Consider the following 16,427-nt stretch of genomic DNA (forward strand, 5'->3'; position numbering starts at 1 on the left):
TACTGTATTTCAACAACTTATAACGATTGTCTTACTTTGTCTTATTTGTCTTGTAAAATTTACTCGTAAAAAAAAGTATATATAAAGAGAATAAAGGGAAAATAGGGGCGTGTCCTGTGTCGTATTTGTGTCAAAATCGCTAAAAATGCCCCGAAAACCCCAGTAAAAACGGTGTGTTTAATTATGAAATATGGGGCTGGTTATTCCAGTTCCCGCTACTAGAGAAGACAAGTCAGCATTTTTGCTGACTTTCTTCATTTTAGAACACTTCGTATCCCTTGATATACTTGGATCAGTCCTAAAAGTTGGGGACTAGGCATAAATTTGTACTAATCTAAAGAGGAAGAATTCCGGATTAAGAACAAAACCTAGGGAGTTACGCATAAATTAGGGTTTAATCTAAACAAAAAGGAACTCTTATTTCCTTTTTTAGCAGGCTGTTAACATTTTTGAAAGATTATCTTGTAATATTCATGATCTAAAAATTGTATCTTTGCACAAACAATTACAAGATTAAAATGAAACTTTTATTAATTACCATTGTTCTGTTAGGATTAGGAATTGCAGGTATTGCAATAAAAATTTGGGCCAAAAAAGATGGTAAATTTGCTGGCACTTGCGCGAGTCAAAACCCCATGCTTAACAAAGAAGGAGAGTCTTGTGGTTTTTGTGGAAAAACACCAGATCAGTTTGCCGATTGTAATGAACCTTCACATTCGTAACTAGTCTATGCCCCTACTTGTTGTTCTGCTCTACATCTTTTTAGTGGTAGTAGCTATTCAAGCCCTCTTTTACTTAGGTGTTTACACAAAGTTTGTGTTTTCAAAAGATAAACAAAGTGACCATAATAGTCTTCCTGTTTCGGTTATTATTTGTGCTAAGAACGAAGCCGAAAACTTAAAAACTTTTCTACCTTCCATATGTGAGCAAGATTATCCAAACTTTGAGATTGTACTTATAAACGATGATTCAACGGACGACACCTTAGACGTTATCGAAGCGTTCGCTAATCAATATAGCAACATTAAAATAGTAAACGTTAAAAATATTGAGGCGTTTTGGGGCAATAAAAAATACGCTTTAACGTTAGGCATTAAAGCTGCTAAAAACGAATATTTATTATTTACTGATGCCGACTGCAAGCCCATGTCTTCGCATTGGATTTCAGAAATGTGTAGCCATTTCACAAAAGAAAAGAGTGTTGTATTAGGCTATGGTGGCTATTCAAAAATTAAAAATTCATTTTTGAATAAACTTATTCGCTACGAAACCCTTGTTACAGCTGTGAATTATTTTTCGTTTGCTTTATCTGGCATGCCATATATGGGTGTTGGTAGAAATCTAGCTTATACTAAAGCAGAGTTTTTCAATGCTAACGGATTTATTAACCACATAAAGGTACGCTCGGGCGATGATGATTTATTCGTAAACCAAGTCGCTACTGCAAAAAATACAGCCTGTACTTTTTCAGAAAATAGCTTTACCACATCGCTCCCTAAAAAAACTTATAAGGCGTGGTATTTGCAAAAAAGACGTCATGTCTCCACGGCTCAACATTACAAACCTTTACATAAATTCCTTTTAGCCCTATTATACATTTCCAACTTACTGTTTTGGGTTTTAGCAGTTGTTTTATTTGTCGCTCAAATAAAATGGCAAATTATTCTAGGCGCCTTTGTACTTCGATTAAGTTTACAATATTTGATATTAGGCATGGCTTCTAAAAAGTTAAAAGAGAGCGACTTAATTCTTATATTTCCTTTATTAGAATTTTTCTTAATCATTATACAATTAACTATCTTTATAAATAATATCCTTTCAAAACCCAAGCATTGGAAATAGATCTCATTATCAAAAGTGCCAAACAAAAGGACCAAAAAGCCTTTAATCATTTGTTAGATATGTTTTGGGATGATGTTTATGGCTTTCAACTTAAACGGATCCAGAACGAAAATGACGCTGAAGATATCACGATTCAAACCTTCGCAAGAGCTTTTGATCGCATTGAAACGTTTAATGAAGCGTATTCGTTTAAAACTTGGCTCATTACCATTTCAAAAAACATCCATATTGATTTACTTCGAAAAGAAAAAAACTCTATTTCTCAAGTGGGTTTGAAAAACAACCGCGAAGTTTTTGACATTCTAGACGAATCGCCTTCACCAGAAGACAAACTCATCAGCGAGCAACATTTAGCTAAACTACTTCGAGATATTAAAAAGCTAAAACCGCATTATCAAGAAATTATAAATTTGCGGTATTTTCAAGAGCTGAGTTATAAAGAAATATCAAAAGAGCTTAACGACCCAATTAATAACGTAAAAGTTAAACTCCTGCGTGCCAAAAAGCTTCTTGCCGAAATCATTCTAAAAAAATGACACCTTTTAAGCTTAAAAACTTAAGTCCGGGACTATTATTTGCTGGAGCGGCAGTTGGCGTCTCTCATTTGGTTCAATCTACAAGAGCTGGAGCCGATTTTGGTTTAGGCCTGCTTTGGGCATTACTACTAGTTAATTTATTTAAATATCCTTTTTTTCAATTTGGACCTAGATATGCATCGGCAACTGGAGAAAGTTTATTAGATGGGTACAACAAACTAGGCAAAGGTGTGTTAATCGTATATTTTATCCTAAACCTTGCCACCATGTTTACCATTCAAACCGCAGTAACTATTGTTACCGCAGGGCTAGCAACTTCAATATTTGGTAACTTATTTTCACTAGAATCATGGACCATTATTATTCTAATGATGTGTTTATTGCTTTTAATTTTGGGACGCTATAACCTACTGGATCGCCTCATGAAAATTATCATAATCACACTAACCTTAAGCACGGTAACGGCGGTAGTTATAGCTTTGTCAACAAACACGAACAACATCGCCATCACTCAAATAATTCCAAAAACCCCTATAGAAATAGCTTTCTTAATAGCCTTTATGGGTTGGATGCCGGCACCGTTAGACGTAGCCGTTTGGCAATCATTATGGACCATAGAGAAACATGAATCCACAAAAAAATACGACTCCAAAACCGCTTTATTCGATTTTAATATCGGATATATTGGAACCATTTTTATAGGTATTGGTTTTGTGCTTTTAGGCACATTAGTCATGTTCAATAGCGGAGAGCGCTTTAGTAATTCGGCAACCACTTTCTCCAAACAACTTATACAAATGTATACATCCAATTTAGGAAATTGGGCTTACCTGGTTATCGGCATAGCAGCATTTACCACCATGTTTAGCACGACATTAACCACCTTAGACGCCTCACCTCGGGCCATGGCAAAAACATCACAACTACTTTTTAAAAAATATTCCAAAATAAACTATACCTTTTGGATTATCCTGCTGGCCATAGGAACTATTTTTATTTTCATTTTTCTGGCTTCAGAAATGGGTATACTTATAAAAGTTGCCACTATCCTTTCCTTTATAACCACACCATTTTACGCAATTATTAATTACATCTTAATTTGTAGCAAGCATACACCAAAAACAGCACACCCCTCAGTTAAACTTCATGTACTTAGTTGGTCTGGGATATTATTTCTCATCTTTTTTAGTGTTTGGTATCTCACGGTTATATAAGCTTATTTTTGTAGAATACTTTGTATCTTTGCAATCTATTTTTTCAGATTATGAATAACAAAATCACCTCGAATATATTACCAGCAGAACGCACACCAAAACCAAAATGGCTTCGTGTAAAACTTCCAACAGGAAAAAAGTACACCGAATTAAGAGGCTTAGTTGATAAGTACAAATTAAACACGATTTGTACCTCGGGAAGCTGTCCAAATATGGGAGAATGCTGGGGTGAAGGTACAGCAACCTTTATGATTTTAGGTAACGTTTGTACACGTTCTTGCGGATTTTGCGGAGTAAAAACAGGACGACCAGAAACGGTAGATTGGGATGAACCAGAAAAAGTAGGACGCTCTATTAAAATCATGAACATTAAACACGCCGTTTTAACGAGCGTAGATCGTGATGATTTAAAAGACATGGGAAGCATCATGTGGTCTGAAACGGTAAAAGCGGTACGACGCATGAACCCCGAAACCACCTTAGAAACTTTAATTCCCGATTTTCAAGGTATAGAAAAACACATAGACCGAATCATAGACGTCGCGCCAGAAGTGGTGTCTCACAACATTGAAACCGTGCGTCGTTTAACTCGTGATGTACGTATTCAAGCGCAATACGATCGTAGCATGGGCGTTTTAAAATACTTAAAACAACAAGGCCAGCGCAGAACAAAATCGGGCATCATGCTCGGACTAGGGGAAACGCGAGAAGAAGTGATCCAAACCCTTCACGATTTAAAAAATCAAGATGTTGATGTTGTGACTATTGGGCAATACCTACAACCTTCAAAAAAACACCTTCCTGTTAAAAAATTCATCAACCCGGATGAATTTAAAGAGTTTGAAGCAATTGGTTTAGAATTAGGATTCCGTCATGTTGAAAGTAGTGCTTTAGTAAGATCTTCTTACAGAGCTCAAAAACATATTCACTAATCATGATACGTGTCGCTATCAATGGTTTTGGTAGAATAGGCAGGCGTGTTTTTCGACTTCTTCAAGAACAAGACAACATTGAAGTTGTCGCGATAAACGATTTGTCTGACACAAAAACACTAACGCATTTACTAAAATACGATAGCGTTCATGGTATTTTTAAAGGTGAATTTGCTTCAGATGAAACTCACATCATATATAACGGCAAAAAAATCCCTTTAACAAATGCCCCTCACCCAAAAGACATCAATTGGCAACCCTTTGCCATCGACTTTGTTATAGAATCTACAGGTAAGTTTAAAACCAAATCAGAATTAAATCATCACATAAAAAATGGTGCGAAACGTGTCATTTTAAGCGTCCCGCCAATAGATGACGACATAAAAACCATTGTATTAGGTGTAAACACCAATGAAGTTGATGGCAGTGAAACCATCATTTCAAATGCTTCATGCACCACCAATAATGCAGCCCCCATGATTGATATTATCAATAAGCTTTGTGGTATCGATCAGGCCTACATAACCACGGTTCACTCCTACACAACCGATCAAAGTTTACATGATGTACCACACCGTGATTTACGCAGGTCGCGAGCAGCAGCCCAATCTATTGTACCAACCACAACTGGAGCTGCAAAAGCACTCACTAAAATTTTTCCTGAAATTTCAAATGTTATTGGAGGCTGCGGCATTCGTGTTCCAGTAATTAATGGCTCGCTTACAGATATTACTTTTAATGTAAAAAAAACCGTTTCTCCCGAGGATATTAACCGTGCCTTTAAGGAGGCCTCGCAAAATCAGTATAAAAACATTCTTGAATATACCGAAGATGCCATTGTTTCTATAGATGTTGTTGGCAACACCCATTCGTGTATTTTCGATGCTCAAATGACTTCTGTAATAGGAAATATGGTTAAAATAATTGGCTGGTATGACAATGAAACCGGCTATTCTAAAAGAATAATTGATTTAATTTGTTATTTGTCGGAAAAAGAAACTCCTACTCCGTAAAAAGTTTATATTTGTTTTGAATACCAAACGTCATGACAAAATTTAAGACCTACCTTTACATTATCGTATTGCTCTTGAACACAAGAGTCTCGGCGCAAGTAACCATTGAACAAGACCCTGAAATTGTTCAAAACAATATCAATTACCGCATTAGTCAATCGGAAACCGAACTAGAAAACTACCATTATTACAACGCCCAAAAAAACCTAGACGAAGCGCTAGAACTTGCCGAAAAAGTCGGTAACAAAAAAAGTGTAGGCGTTATTTATGCTTTAAAAGGCCGTTTACAACTTATTATACAACAGGAAAACAAAGCTTTAAAATCACTAAACAAAGCCATTGAAATACAGCGCATTATAAACGACAATAAAAATTTAGGCACCTCGTATAAAATTTACGGTGATGTTTATTTTTCTAAACAAGATTACTACGCAGCTTTAGATTATTACACCGCAGCAAAATCTAAATTTCAAGAAGAAAACTTAAACCTAGAACTTGCCGAAACCCTCTTACACGAAGGTAAAGTATATTTTCAATTAAGAAATTACAAAAAATCACGAGACGTTACGGAACAAGCCTTAGCCATTTCTAAACATTATGATTTTTATAAAATACAAAGTGAAGCTTTAAACAATCATGCCATTATTTACAGCAAACTTGGCAACACCGAAAAAGCCATTGTTTCAGCTTTAGAAGCTTTAAATATTGCCAACACTCATAACTTCACGAATATTAAAAATGATAGTTATTTGATAATTAGTGACTTGTACAACAGTATAGGCAATTACAAGCTTTCAAGAAAATATTTAAAAGATCACTTAAAACTCTCGGATTCCATTCGTAGTTTAAGTAGACACTATTCGACTAACAGCCAGGAAACACAGTACCTTCTTAATGAAGAAATTGAAAAAAACAACGAGATTGTTGAAAAGTTAGAAAAAGCTGAAGAAGATAAAAACTTAGGTACACTCATTTCTATTTTGAGTGTGGCATTAATTACCATACTTTCCCTTTTAACATTATCCCTGTATAAAAACAATAACATACGACTTAAAACAAACACCATGCTCCATAAAAAAAATGGAGAATTAATAATAGCTAAAGAAAAAGCAGAACTGGCTTCTAAAACAAAGGCAAATTTCCTTTCTACGGTAACTCACGAACTCCGAACGCCTTTATATGCGGTAACAGGACTAAGCAATATGCTGCTTGAGGAAAACCCTAAACCGGAACAAATACCGCATCTTAAATCCTTGAAGTTTTCGGGAGATTATTTACTCACTTTTATAAACGACATCCTTCAAATTAACAAAATTGAAGCCAACAAAGTCGATATTGAGCCCGAACCATTCAATTTAAAAAAGAAAATCACCAATATTATTTTGGCTTTAAACAACTCGGCCGAAGACAACGAAATTAAAATTCATTTCGTTTACGCTCAGGATTTAGCTGAAAATTTCATTGCCGACCAACTTAAAATATCACAAATCCTTATTAATCTTATTGGTAACTCTATAAAATTTACCAAAGGTGGAGATATTTGGATTCGTGTTTATAAAGTTGACCAAGTTGATAAAATTTACACCTTACGTTTTGAAATTGAAGACAACGGTATAGGCATTAGCCAGGAAAAGCAAGACCACATGTTTGAAAGTTTTTCTCAAGGTTCTATTCAAATTAATAGAAAATATGGAGGTACAGGCCTAGGGCTTTCTATTGTTAAAGGTTTAATCGATATTTTAAAAGGTAAAATATACGTTAAAAGTGAACTGAATAAGGGCACAACGTTTTATTTTGAAATTCCATTAGAATACACAACGGTTGAAGAAGCTTTAGAAAGTAAATCAAACTATTCTGAAATAGATAAAACAGCCCTCGACCTCTCAAATGTTAAGATTCTTGTTGTAGAAGACAACAAAATAAATCAAATGATAACAAGAAAAATTCTTTCCAAAATGGATCTTTCTTGTGATGTTATCGATAATGGCGAGGAAGCGATTGAAATGATTCGTAATAACGACTATAATATCATTTTAATGGATATTCATATGCCAGGCATAAGTGGTATTGAAGCCACAAAACGCATTAGAGAATTTGACAAAGACTTAACTATTTTTGCCTTAACAGCGGTGACTATAGAAGATAAAATGCAGGAATTTGAAGACGCTGGATTCACCGACATCATCCCAAAACCATTTAAACAGGATGAATTTGAGAAAAAACTATATAATGCTTTAGCCCTAAAGAAAACAAGGTCTAGTAATGCTTAATAAAATCTTTTACTAAAGCATCAAATTTTTCGCCATGCTCTATCTTAACCTGGATAGGCAAATAATACAGCTTATCCTTTAAAACATCATGTTGCTTTAATCGCATAAAATCCTTTTCGGTAGTTACAATACAGGATTTCTTCGATAATTCAGAAATATCATTTTCTGAAAAATCATAATGATCACCATAATTTAAATGTTCAAATTTTAGTGATTTTTGCTTCAAAAACTGCACTAACGGTGTGGCATTGGCAATACCTGTAACAAGCGTAAAATCAGGTAAGCTTTCTATGTCTTTTGAATCGTTGGCAGAAAAAATTATTTTAGAATAAACTATCTGACTAAAAAAAACATACTGGTAAGCTAAGGGGTTTATATGGTTAATAATCTGCTGCTTTTCTTCCTTACCCAATGCATCAGGACATTTAGTAACCACAATGCACTGCGCTCGTTTTGCACCACGTCGAGGTTCTCTTAAATCTCCTGTAGGCAAAACCATATCATTATAAAACGGATGCGCATAAGTGGTTAGTAAAATATTGAAGCCAGCCTTTACTTTTCGGTGTTGGTAGGCATCATCTAGCAATATAACTTCAGGTTGTAGCTTCAACCCGCGTAATTTGGATATCCCATTTTGCCGATTAGAATCTACTGCCACCTGAATGTCATTTTTAAATTTATTATAAAACTGAAAAGGCTCATCACCAATAGTTTGAGCAGAATCTTCTGCATCGGCCAATTTATAACCTTTCGTTTTTCTTTTATACCCCCGACTTAAGCTCGCTAACTTGTAATCATTTTTTAGAGATTGAATTAAATATTCAATCATAGGCGTTTTTCCGGTGCCACCAACACTTAAGTTCCCAACACAAATCACAGGAAAATTATAAGGTTTAGACTTTTTAATCTCCAAATCGTAAAATTTATTTCGCAGCCAAGTCACCATAAAATAAATGGGAACCACAGGAAGCAATAGGTATCTTAAAATTTTCATGACAACGAAAATATAATATTTATATTTGTTATACCATTTTCACTTTAAAATGACTTAAATAAAAAGCAGGTATTTTTTGTTTAGACTAAAAAGAAAACGCAAACATAGCCAAAGCAACGGTTAAGTTTTATTTTGAAGTAAAAGCGAAAAAGAACAAATTATAAAATGTTATTTTTATGGTAAAATCGTAATTAACACCAATACCATTAAATTATATGATCGTTCAAGACGTCATCAATCACTTAGAAGCGCTTGCGCCTTTAGCTTATGCTGAAGATTTTGACAATGTAGGCCTGCTAGTTGGCGATAAACAGCTAGAAGTCACAGGGATTTTAGTAGCATTAGACACGCTTGAAGCCGTAGTAGATGAAGCCATACACGAAAACTGCAATCTCATCGTTAGTTTTCATCCCATTATTTTTAAAGGACTCAAAAAGATAACTGGAAAAACCTATGTGGAGCGCGTGGTGTTAAAAGCCATTAAGCACGACATTGCCATTTACACCTTACATACGGCCTTAGACAATGCTTTATTAGGGGTGAACGACATGATTTGCAACCAATTAAATTTAACAAATAAACAAGTTTTAATTCCGAAAAACGGCACTATAAAAAAATTAGTGACCTACGTTCCTAAATACGAAGCACATTTGTTACGCAGCGCCTTATTTGAAGCGGGCGCAGGAAATATTGGTAATTACAGCGAATGCAGCTTCAACGTCGATGGTTACGGAACCTATAATGGTAACGAAGACTCCAACCCTACTCTAGGAGAAAAAGGACGCGTACATACCGAAGAAGAAACAAAAATATCGGTAACATTTGCCAAGCATTTGGAGTCGAAAATACTCCACACTCTTTTCGACACCCATTCGTATGAAGAAGTAGCATACGAAATCACCACTTTAGAAAACAAAAATCAAGACATTGGTATGGGCATGATAGGCGAACTAGAAACCCCGATGGCAGAGAAAAAATTTCTAGCATATGTTAAGGATAAAATGAATACCGCATGTATTCGACATTCTGCCTTTCTTAATAAAAACATTAAAAAAGTAGCGGTTTTAGGCGGCTCTGGTAGTTTTGCTATTTCTGCTGCTAAAGCGGCTGGTGCTGACGCCTTTATAACAGCCGATTTAAAATATCATGATTTTTTTACTGCTGAAAATAACATTCTTCTTACTGATATTGGGCATTATGAAAGTGAACAGTACACAAAAAATCTTTTAGTAGCATATCTTAAGAAAAAAATTACTAATTTTGCAATCATTTTATCAAAGACAAATACCAATCCTGTTAAGTATTTTTAAAGTATGGCTAAAAAGAAAGAAGTAACTGTTGAAGAGCGCTTAAGAGCTTTATACGATTTACAACTCATAGATTCTCGTGTAGACGAAATAAGAAATGTTCGTGGTGAACTTCCTTTAGAAGTTCGTGATTTAGAAGATGAAGTTGCTGGATTAAACATTAGATTAGATAAACTTATTTCTAATTTAGAAGTAATTGACAACGATATCGCAGGAAAGAAAAACTTAATTGAAGAATCTAAATCTTTAATTAAGAAATATACCGAGCAACAAAAAAATGTTAGAAATAACAGAGAATTTAATTCTTTAACTAAAGAAGTTGAATTTCAAGAATTAGAAATTGAATTGGCTGAAAAGCATATTAAAGAATTCAAAGTTCAAATCGAGCAAAAGAAAGAAGTTATCGCTGAAACTAAAGAACGTTTAAAAGAGCGTGAAAACCACCTTAAGCACAAAAAAGGTGAGTTGGATGCTATTTTATCTGAAACAGAGAAAGAAGAGCAGGCTTTAATTCAAAAATCTGAAGAATATAAGGAGCAAATTGACGATAGATTAGTTGCTGCATATACTAGAATTAGAACCAATGTAAAAAATGGTTTAGCTGTTGTTCCTATTGAAAGAGGTGCTTCTGGAGGATCATTCTTTACCATTCCACCACAAGTACAAGTTGAAATTGCTTCGCGTAAAAAAGTGATTACCGACGAGCATAGTGGTCGTATTCTAGTTGACGCTATATTAGCTGAAGAAGAAAGAGAAAAAATGGAAAAATTGTTTTCTAAACTGTAATAATCCGTTTTCACCTGTAAATATTAAAGCCTCCACTTTGTGTAGGCTTTTTTTATTTCCCTTATATTTACTAAACTAATTAATAAATCCATTTTAAATGAAAAAACTATTCATTCTTACCGCCATTTTAAGTAGTTATATAAACTATGCCCAAACTAATGATTATGTTGAATTGACGCGTTCTATCTTAGACGTTGAAACAAAAGAGGCTATTGCTGAAGTCATGACTTTAAACGAAACGCAAAGCGCACCCTTTTGGGAAGTATACAACCAATACGAAACTGAAAATCATTCTGTTAAAAACAAAAGAATAGCTTTAATAAAAGATTATGCTAAAAATTACGAAAGTATTTCTAGCGAAAAAGCAGATGAATTAGTAAATGACCTTCTTGCATTTAAGGCAGAAGACCTCAAACTTAAGAAGAAATATTATAAGAAAATGAAAAAGATTATTCCCGCGACAGAAGCAGCAAAATTTCTTCAAGCCATCAATAAAATTGACGACTTAATTAATGCAGAACTAGCTCTAAATGTTCCTTTGGTTGAAACTAAATAGCACCAATTAGAACCTAAATTGAGGCTTAAATAAATATTCTATTATATGTCATATTGGGTCTGTCGAAATATCTCTTAATCCATAACGAATAAGGGTTTTGACAGGCTCAACCTAACGAACACGCCATTAAAAGGCGCTATAGATGACAGCTTTCTCATCATATCACTTAACTATAAAACTAAAATCAGAATAAGGTTTCCTATATTTTTTCGTCTATACTTTAAGAAACTTATTTATGATGAAACAGATATTACCACTTTTAACTTTTATCCTATTTTTTAGTTGTCAAAATTCAGCTCAAAGCAACACAGCACAACAAGAAGTTATAAACTCCAACCCCGTAGAAATACCCATAGAAAACGGCAAAGCAAAAGCCTACTTTGCTAGCGGTTGCTTCTGGTGTGTTGAAGCCATTTACGAAAGTGTAAAAGGCGTAGAAGAGTCTATTTCAGGCTATTCTGGTGGTCATACTAAAAACCCAACATACGAAGCAAGCAACACTGGAAGAACAGGCCATGCCGAGGCCGTTGAAATTATATACGACCCTAAAATAGTTTCTTTTGCAACCTTAGTAGATATCTATTTTGCCTCGCAGGATGTCACTCAGGTTAACGGACAAGGAAACGACAAAGGCTCGCAATATCGCTCTATTATTTTTTATCAGAATGAAGCGCAAAAACGCATCATTTTAGAAAAGAAAGCAGGGTTAGCAAAACAACTAGGCGTAAAAATAGCCGCTGAAGTTTATCCTTTTCAAAAATTTTGGGTAGCAGAAGATTACCATCAAGATTATGAAAAAAACCACCCTAACAACCCTTATATTAAAAATGTATCGATTCCCCGTCTTAATAGATTTAAAGCTAATTTCCCTAAAGAACTATTAAAAGACAGCCATTAATCTTTTTCAAGGTTTCAAGACACTAAAATTCTTTTACCTTTGAAAAAAAATAACCATGAAAAACATTTTTACAATCTCATGTTTAGCCTTGTTGTGCTTTGCATGTAAAAAAGAATTAGCACCTCAAGACATCGCACAAAACATAGCGAATGCCCATGGTTTCGAAAACTGGAGCCAAGTATCAGAAATCCAATTCACTTTTAATGTTGATAAAGACAGCATGCACTTTGAAAGAGCTTGGAAATGGAACCCGAACACGAATGAAATTACTCATTATAAAAGAAGGGACTCTATACAATACAACAGATCTAAAATAGACTCGACATTAGCACAAACCGATCGCGGTTTTATAAACGATAAATTTTGGTTACTTATCCCTTTTCAGTTGGTGTGGGATTCCGATATAACTTTTTCAGAAGAAACAAAAACAGAAGCTCCTATCAGCAAAAAGCAGCTTAACAAATTAACCATTACTTATCCAAACAAAGGTGGCTATACCCCTGGCGATGCTTATGATGTTTTTTATGATGATGATTATTTAATTCGCGAGTGGATTTTCAGAAAAGCCAATCAAAAAGAACCATCCATGACAACCACGTTTGAAAATTACCAAGATTTTAATGGGCTTAAATTGGCCTTAGAACACAAAAAACATGAAGACTCTTGGCGTCTTTACTTTTCGGATGTCAAAGTCGTAACGAAATAAATAATCAGCTACTCGACGTCTAAAACGTGTTATATTTACGTATATAAAGTATAGTTTTAAATATTCCGCGTCATGCGTCTATATATATTAAAGCGCTTAAATCAATGGTTTAAGCGCTTTTCCTTTTTAAAACCGTCTCGTTTCTAAACTAACAAGGGCTTTAAAGTAGCTTCTTTCCTAACATTATAATCCGTATTTTTGTTATAAACCCTAAACATTCCCACGGTGTTCACTCATAAACTAGGTCTTGAATATGCTTTAGAACAAGATGAAAGCGACGAATTAAAGTCTTATAGAAATCAATTTCACCTTCCTAAGGATCAACACGGAAACAACCTCATCTACATGACGGGTAATTCCTTAGGCCTGCAACCTAAACAAACCAATGCTTATGTAAACAAAGAGCTTGATGATTGGGCAAAACTAGGCGTGGAAGGCCATACTACAGGCGATACACCATGGCTACCTTATCATGAATTTTTAACGAAAAATATGGCTGATGTAGTCGGTGCAAAACCGATTGAAGTAATTGTTATGAATACGCTTACCACCAACCTTCATTTGATGATGGTTTCCTTTTACAAGCCCACAAAGTCTCGTTATAAAATTTTAATTGAAAGCGATGCGTTTCCTTCAGACAAATTTGCTGTTGAATCACAACTCAGGCATCATGGGTTTGACGACCAAGAAGGCGTTATCCAATGGAAACCTAAAGAGAATGAATCCTTGCTACGTTACGAGGATTTAGAATCGATTCTCCAAAAAGAAGGCGATCAAATTGCACTCATCTTAATTGGTGGTATCAATTACTATACTGGACAATATTTCGACTTAAAACGCATTACCAAACTTGGTCATCATTACGGATGCAAAGTAGGTTTCGACTGTGCGCATGCCGCTGGGAATGTGGTATTAAATCTACATGACTCTGGAGCCGATTTTGCGGTTTGGTGTACCTATAAATACTTAAACTCAGGACCTGGAAGTCTCGCAGGTTGTTTTATTCACGAACGTCATGCTCATAACAAAAACCTAAACCGCTTTACAGGTTGGTGGAGTCACAATAAAGCTACTCGGTTTAATATGCGTGATGACTTTGATCAGCTTCCAGGAGCAGAAGGTTGGCAACTTAGCAATCCGCCTATCCTATCTATGGCTGCCATAAAAGCGTCCTTAGACCTGTTCGAAGAAGTGGGTATTGAAAAACTTGTAAAGAAATCACAAAAAATAACCAGTTATTTTGAGTTTTTACTAAAACAATTAGGTGAAGATACCATCCGGATTATCACACCTTCGAATCCTAATTCTCGAGGCGCCCAGCTATCCATTCAGGTAAAAAACGCTAATAAAACGCTACACGACCAATTAACACAAGCAGGCATTATAAGTGATTGGCGCGAACCCGATGTTATTCGATGCGCTCCTACACCTTTCTATAACAGCTTTGAGGATGTGTATTTTTTGGTTGAGCAGTTGAAAACTATTTTAAGTATGCCATAATTAAAACCCGGTCACCGCATAAAAAGTGAAATAACATGGATAATAAACAACAAAACATACTTATTATTGGCGCCGGACTTTGTGGCGCACTACTCGCTTTACGATTGGGGCAGCGTGGTTTTAATGTTGCAGTTTACGAAAAACGCCCAGACCTTAGAACAACCAAATTAAGCTCTGGCCGTTCAATAAATTTAGCCTTTTCCGATCGTGGTAATAAAGCTATGAAACTTGTGGGTTTAGAAGAAAAAGTAAAGGCGCTTTGTATTCCCATGCATGGTCGCATGATCCACGATAAAAATGGTGATACCCTACAATCAAATTATAGCGGAAGAAAGCACGAATACATCAATTCGGTATCAAGAAACGATTTAAATGCCCTTCTTTTAGATGAAGCTGAAAAACATGAAAATGTCAATTTTTACTTTGATAAAACATGTCAGTCTGTTGATTTAGAAAAAACTACGGCTTTGTTTACAGATGGTAAAACACAAAAAGATTTCATCGAAGATGCCGACGTTATTATTGCCGCCGATGGTGCTGGCTCTGCTCTTAGGAAAAGTTATTTTCTGGACCGTCATTTTCTGTTTAGTTTTTCTCAGGACTACCTCAGCTATGGATACAAAGAACTGAGTATTTTACCTAATGAAAACGGTGAGTATCTCGCTCATAAAAATGCCCTTCATATTTGGCCTAGACAAAGTTTTATGCTTATTGCACTCCCAAATCTTGATGGCAGCTTTACCGTAACCTTATTCTTAAGTTACACCGAAGGCACTTTTAATTTTAATAATCTGGATACCGAGCAAAAAGTTCTCGAATTTTTTAAAGAAGAATTCCCCGACGCTTTGTTAATCATGCCTAACTTGGCTACGGAATTTTTCAAAAACCCCACTTCTCCACTAGGCACGATTAAATGTTCGCCTTGGCATTATAAAGGCAATACCCTTTTAATGGGTGATGCTGCCCATGCTATTGTTCCGTTTTACGGTCAAGGCATGAATGCAGCTTTTGAAGACGTTGTGGTACTGGATTCGGTTTTAAATTTGAATTTAGAAAACTGGGAGGCCACTTTTAAAACCTTTGAAAAACACCGAAAAAAAGACACCGATGCTATTGCCGATTTGGCCATTGACAATTTTCATGAAATGAAGGAACATGTTGCAGATCCTATTTTTCAAGAAAAAAGAAAATTAGAAATGCTCCTTGAAAAAAAGTTCCCGCTTCAGTACAACTCTAAATACGCTATGGTGACCTTTAATGAAAACATAGGCTATCAGGTAGCGATGCTGAGGGGGCGAGCCCAGGATCGTGCGATTTTGAACTTACTTGTAAGGGGAGAGATTTCTATAAACCCAAAAGCAACTAAAGACGAATTACAAGCCATTTTAGAAAAAATAAACCACGAAACAAACAAAATTCTAGAAGATCATAGAAATGCCGATTTAAGATACTAACTACTATGAAAAAGACTGTAACACCCCGCGGTGCTTATCCGCTCACCAAACGCGTAGGCGATTTTATTTTTGTTTCAGGAACGAGTTCTAGGCGTCCAGACAACAGTATTGCTGGGGTTGATATTATTGACAATCTAGGCACCAAACACATAAATATTGAGGTGCAGACCCGTGAAGTTTTAAAAAATATAGAACACCTTTTAAAACAAGAAAACGCCACTTTGGATGATGTCGTTGATGTAACGACCTTTTTAGTTAATATGAATGATTTTGCTGGATACAATAAGGCTTACGCCGAATTTTTCAAAACAGAAACCGGCCCAACACGTACCACTGTTGCGGTACACCAATTACCTCACCCCGATTTAATTGTCGAAATAAAAGTGATGGCGTATAAAAAAATGCATTAAACAGAGTGT

16 protein-coding genes are annotated in these 16,427 nt (G+C 35.3%); 15 read left to right on the forward strand and 1 reads right to left on the reverse strand.

The window, feature by feature from the left end; genetic code table 11:
* Positions 1-518 precede the first annotated feature (518 nt).
* The 7 genes from C1A40_RS02480 to C1A40_RS02510 are packed head-to-tail and all read left to right on the forward strand — an operon-like array spanning position 519 to position 7,807.
* Positions 519-722, forward strand: coding sequence for a membrane or secreted protein (locus C1A40_RS02480; protein WP_102994518.1), 204 nt, complete (start codon positions 519-521; stop codon positions 720-722).
* A gap of 7 nt (positions 723-729) precedes the next feature.
* Complete coding sequence (locus C1A40_RS02485; RefSeq protein WP_102994519.1) at positions 730-1,842, forward strand: glycosyltransferase; 1,113 nt, start codon at positions 730-732, stop codon at positions 1,840-1,842.
* Positions 1,833-2,378 (forward strand): RNA polymerase sigma factor, encoded by a 546-nt coding sequence (locus tag C1A40_RS02490; RefSeq protein WP_102994520.1) that lies wholly within the window; start codon positions 1,833-1,835, stop codon positions 2,376-2,378. Before C1A40_RS02485 ends, C1A40_RS02490 begins: the two co-directional genes overlap by 10 nt.
* A complete protein-coding gene (locus C1A40_RS02495) occupies positions 2,375-3,592 on the forward strand; it encodes an Nramp family divalent metal transporter (RefSeq protein WP_102994521.1) in 1,218 nt (405 codons plus the stop codon). The genes C1A40_RS02490 and C1A40_RS02495 overlap by 4 nt, the downstream gene beginning before the upstream one ends.
* A gap of 50 nt (positions 3,593-3,642) precedes the next feature.
* Positions 3,643-4,524, forward strand: a complete 882-nt coding sequence (gene lipA / locus C1A40_RS02500; protein ID WP_102994522.1) for a lipoyl synthase — start codon at positions 3,643-3,645, stop codon at positions 4,522-4,524.
* A 2-nt stretch (positions 4,525-4,526) separates the two neighbouring features.
* A complete protein-coding gene (gap, locus tag C1A40_RS02505; RefSeq protein ID WP_102994523.1) occupies positions 4,527-5,537 on the forward strand; it encodes a type I glyceraldehyde-3-phosphate dehydrogenase in 1,011 nt (336 codons plus the stop codon).
* A 32-nt stretch (positions 5,538-5,569) separates the two neighbouring features.
* The gene (locus tag C1A40_RS02510) at positions 5,570-7,807 is read left to right on the forward strand and encodes an ATP-binding protein (protein WP_102994524.1); all 2,238 of its coding nucleotides are present in this window, start codon (positions 5,570-5,572) and stop codon (positions 7,805-7,807) included.
* On the opposite strand, the gene lpxK is transcribed toward C1A40_RS02510, so the two are convergent.
* A complete protein-coding gene (gene lpxK / locus C1A40_RS02515) occupies positions 7,794-8,801 on the reverse strand; it encodes a tetraacyldisaccharide 4'-kinase (RefSeq protein WP_102994525.1) in 1,008 nt (335 codons plus the stop codon). The two genes, C1A40_RS02510 and lpxK, sit on opposite strands and share 14 nt — an antisense overlap.
* 215 nt (positions 8,802-9,016) lie before the next feature.
* On the opposite strand from lpxK, the gene C1A40_RS02520 reads away from it, so the two are divergent.
* The 8 genes from C1A40_RS02520 (at position 9,017) to C1A40_RS02555 (ending at position 16,418) form a co-directional block, all read left to right on the forward strand.
* On the forward strand, positions 9,017-10,111 hold the full coding sequence (locus tag C1A40_RS02520; RefSeq protein WP_102994526.1) for a Nif3-like dinuclear metal center hexameric protein: 1,095 nt from the start codon (positions 9,017-9,019) through the stop codon (positions 10,109-10,111).
* 3 nt (positions 10,112-10,114) lie between these two features.
* Entirely contained in the window at positions 10,115-10,894 is a 780-nt protein-coding gene (locus C1A40_RS02525) for a zinc ribbon domain-containing protein (RefSeq protein ID WP_102994527.1), read from the forward strand.
* Between the two features lie 97 nt (positions 10,895-10,991).
* Positions 10,992-11,450, forward strand: coding sequence for a hypothetical protein (locus tag C1A40_RS02530; protein WP_102994528.1), 459 nt, complete (start codon positions 10,992-10,994; stop codon positions 11,448-11,450).
* A 238-nt stretch (positions 11,451-11,688) separates the two neighbouring features.
* Positions 11,689-12,348 (forward strand): peptide-methionine (S)-S-oxide reductase MsrA, encoded by a 660-nt coding sequence (msrA, locus tag C1A40_RS02535; RefSeq protein WP_102994529.1) that lies wholly within the window; start codon positions 11,689-11,691, stop codon positions 12,346-12,348.
* 55 nt (positions 12,349-12,403) lie between these two features.
* Positions 12,404-13,054 (forward strand): hypothetical protein, encoded by a 651-nt coding sequence (locus tag C1A40_RS02540; protein ID WP_102994530.1) that lies wholly within the window; start codon positions 12,404-12,406, stop codon positions 13,052-13,054.
* 225 nt (positions 13,055-13,279) lie between these two features.
* Positions 13,280-14,554, forward strand: coding sequence for a kynureninase (gene kynU, locus C1A40_RS02545; protein WP_102994531.1), 1,275 nt, complete (start codon positions 13,280-13,282; stop codon positions 14,552-14,554).
* 35 nt (positions 14,555-14,589) lie between these two features.
* On the forward strand, positions 14,590-16,008 hold the full coding sequence (locus C1A40_RS02550) for an FAD-dependent oxidoreductase (RefSeq protein WP_102994532.1): 1,419 nt from the start codon (positions 14,590-14,592) through the stop codon (positions 16,006-16,008).
* 5 nt (positions 16,009-16,013) lie between these two features.
* On the forward strand, positions 16,014-16,418 hold the full coding sequence (locus tag C1A40_RS02555; RefSeq protein WP_102994533.1) for a RidA family protein: 405 nt from the start codon (positions 16,014-16,016) through the stop codon (positions 16,416-16,418).
* The last annotated feature ends 9 nt before the right edge of the window (positions 16,419-16,427 follow it).

Source organism: Tamlana carrageenivorans (assembly GCF_002893765.1).
GTDB lineage: Bacteria > Bacteroidota > Bacteroidia > Flavobacteriales > Flavobacteriaceae > Pseudotamlana > Pseudotamlana carrageenivorans.

Excerpts from the sequence above, each read along its gene's own strand:
- C1A40_RS02525 (WP_102994527.1), top strand. The coding sequence starts at position 10,115 with ATGGCTAAAAAGAAAGAAGTAACTGTTGAAGAGCGCTTAAGAGCTTTA.
- lipA (WP_102994522.1), top strand. The coding sequence starts at position 3,643 with ATGAATAACAAAATCACCTCGAATATATTACCAGCAGAACGCACACCA.
- C1A40_RS02485 (WP_102994519.1), top strand. The coding sequence starts at position 730 with ATGCCCCTACTTGTTGTTCTGCTCTACATCTTTTTAGTGGTAGTAGCT.
- C1A40_RS02480 (WP_102994518.1), top strand. The coding sequence starts at position 519 with ATGAAACTTTTATTAATTACCATTGTTCTGTTAGGATTAGGAATTGCA.
- C1A40_RS02550 (WP_102994532.1), top strand. The coding sequence starts at position 14,590 with ATGGATAATAAACAACAAAACATACTTATTATTGGCGCCGGACTTTGT.
- C1A40_RS02530 (WP_102994528.1), top strand. The coding sequence starts at position 10,992 with ATGAAAAAACTATTCATTCTTACCGCCATTTTAAGTAGTTATATAAAC.
- lpxK (WP_102994525.1), bottom strand. The coding sequence starts at position 8,801 with ATGAAAATTTTAAGATACCTATTGCTTCCTGTGGTTCCCATTTATTTT.
- C1A40_RS02495 (WP_102994521.1), top strand. The coding sequence starts at position 2,375 with ATGACACCTTTTAAGCTTAAAAACTTAAGTCCGGGACTATTATTTGCT.
- msrA (WP_102994529.1), top strand. The coding sequence starts at position 11,689 with ATGAAACAGATATTACCACTTTTAACTTTTATCCTATTTTTTAGTTGT.
- C1A40_RS02540 (WP_102994530.1), top strand. The coding sequence starts at position 12,404 with ATGAAAAACATTTTTACAATCTCATGTTTAGCCTTGTTGTGCTTTGCA.
- gap (WP_102994523.1), top strand. The coding sequence starts at position 4,527 with ATGATACGTGTCGCTATCAATGGTTTTGGTAGAATAGGCAGGCGTGTT.
- C1A40_RS02555 (WP_102994533.1), top strand. The coding sequence starts at position 16,014 with ATGAAAAAGACTGTAACACCCCGCGGTGCTTATCCGCTCACCAAACGC.
- C1A40_RS02520 (WP_102994526.1), top strand. The coding sequence starts at position 9,017 with ATGATCGTTCAAGACGTCATCAATCACTTAGAAGCGCTTGCGCCTTTA.
- C1A40_RS02510 (WP_102994524.1), top strand. The coding sequence starts at position 5,570 with ATGACAAAATTTAAGACCTACCTTTACATTATCGTATTGCTCTTGAAC.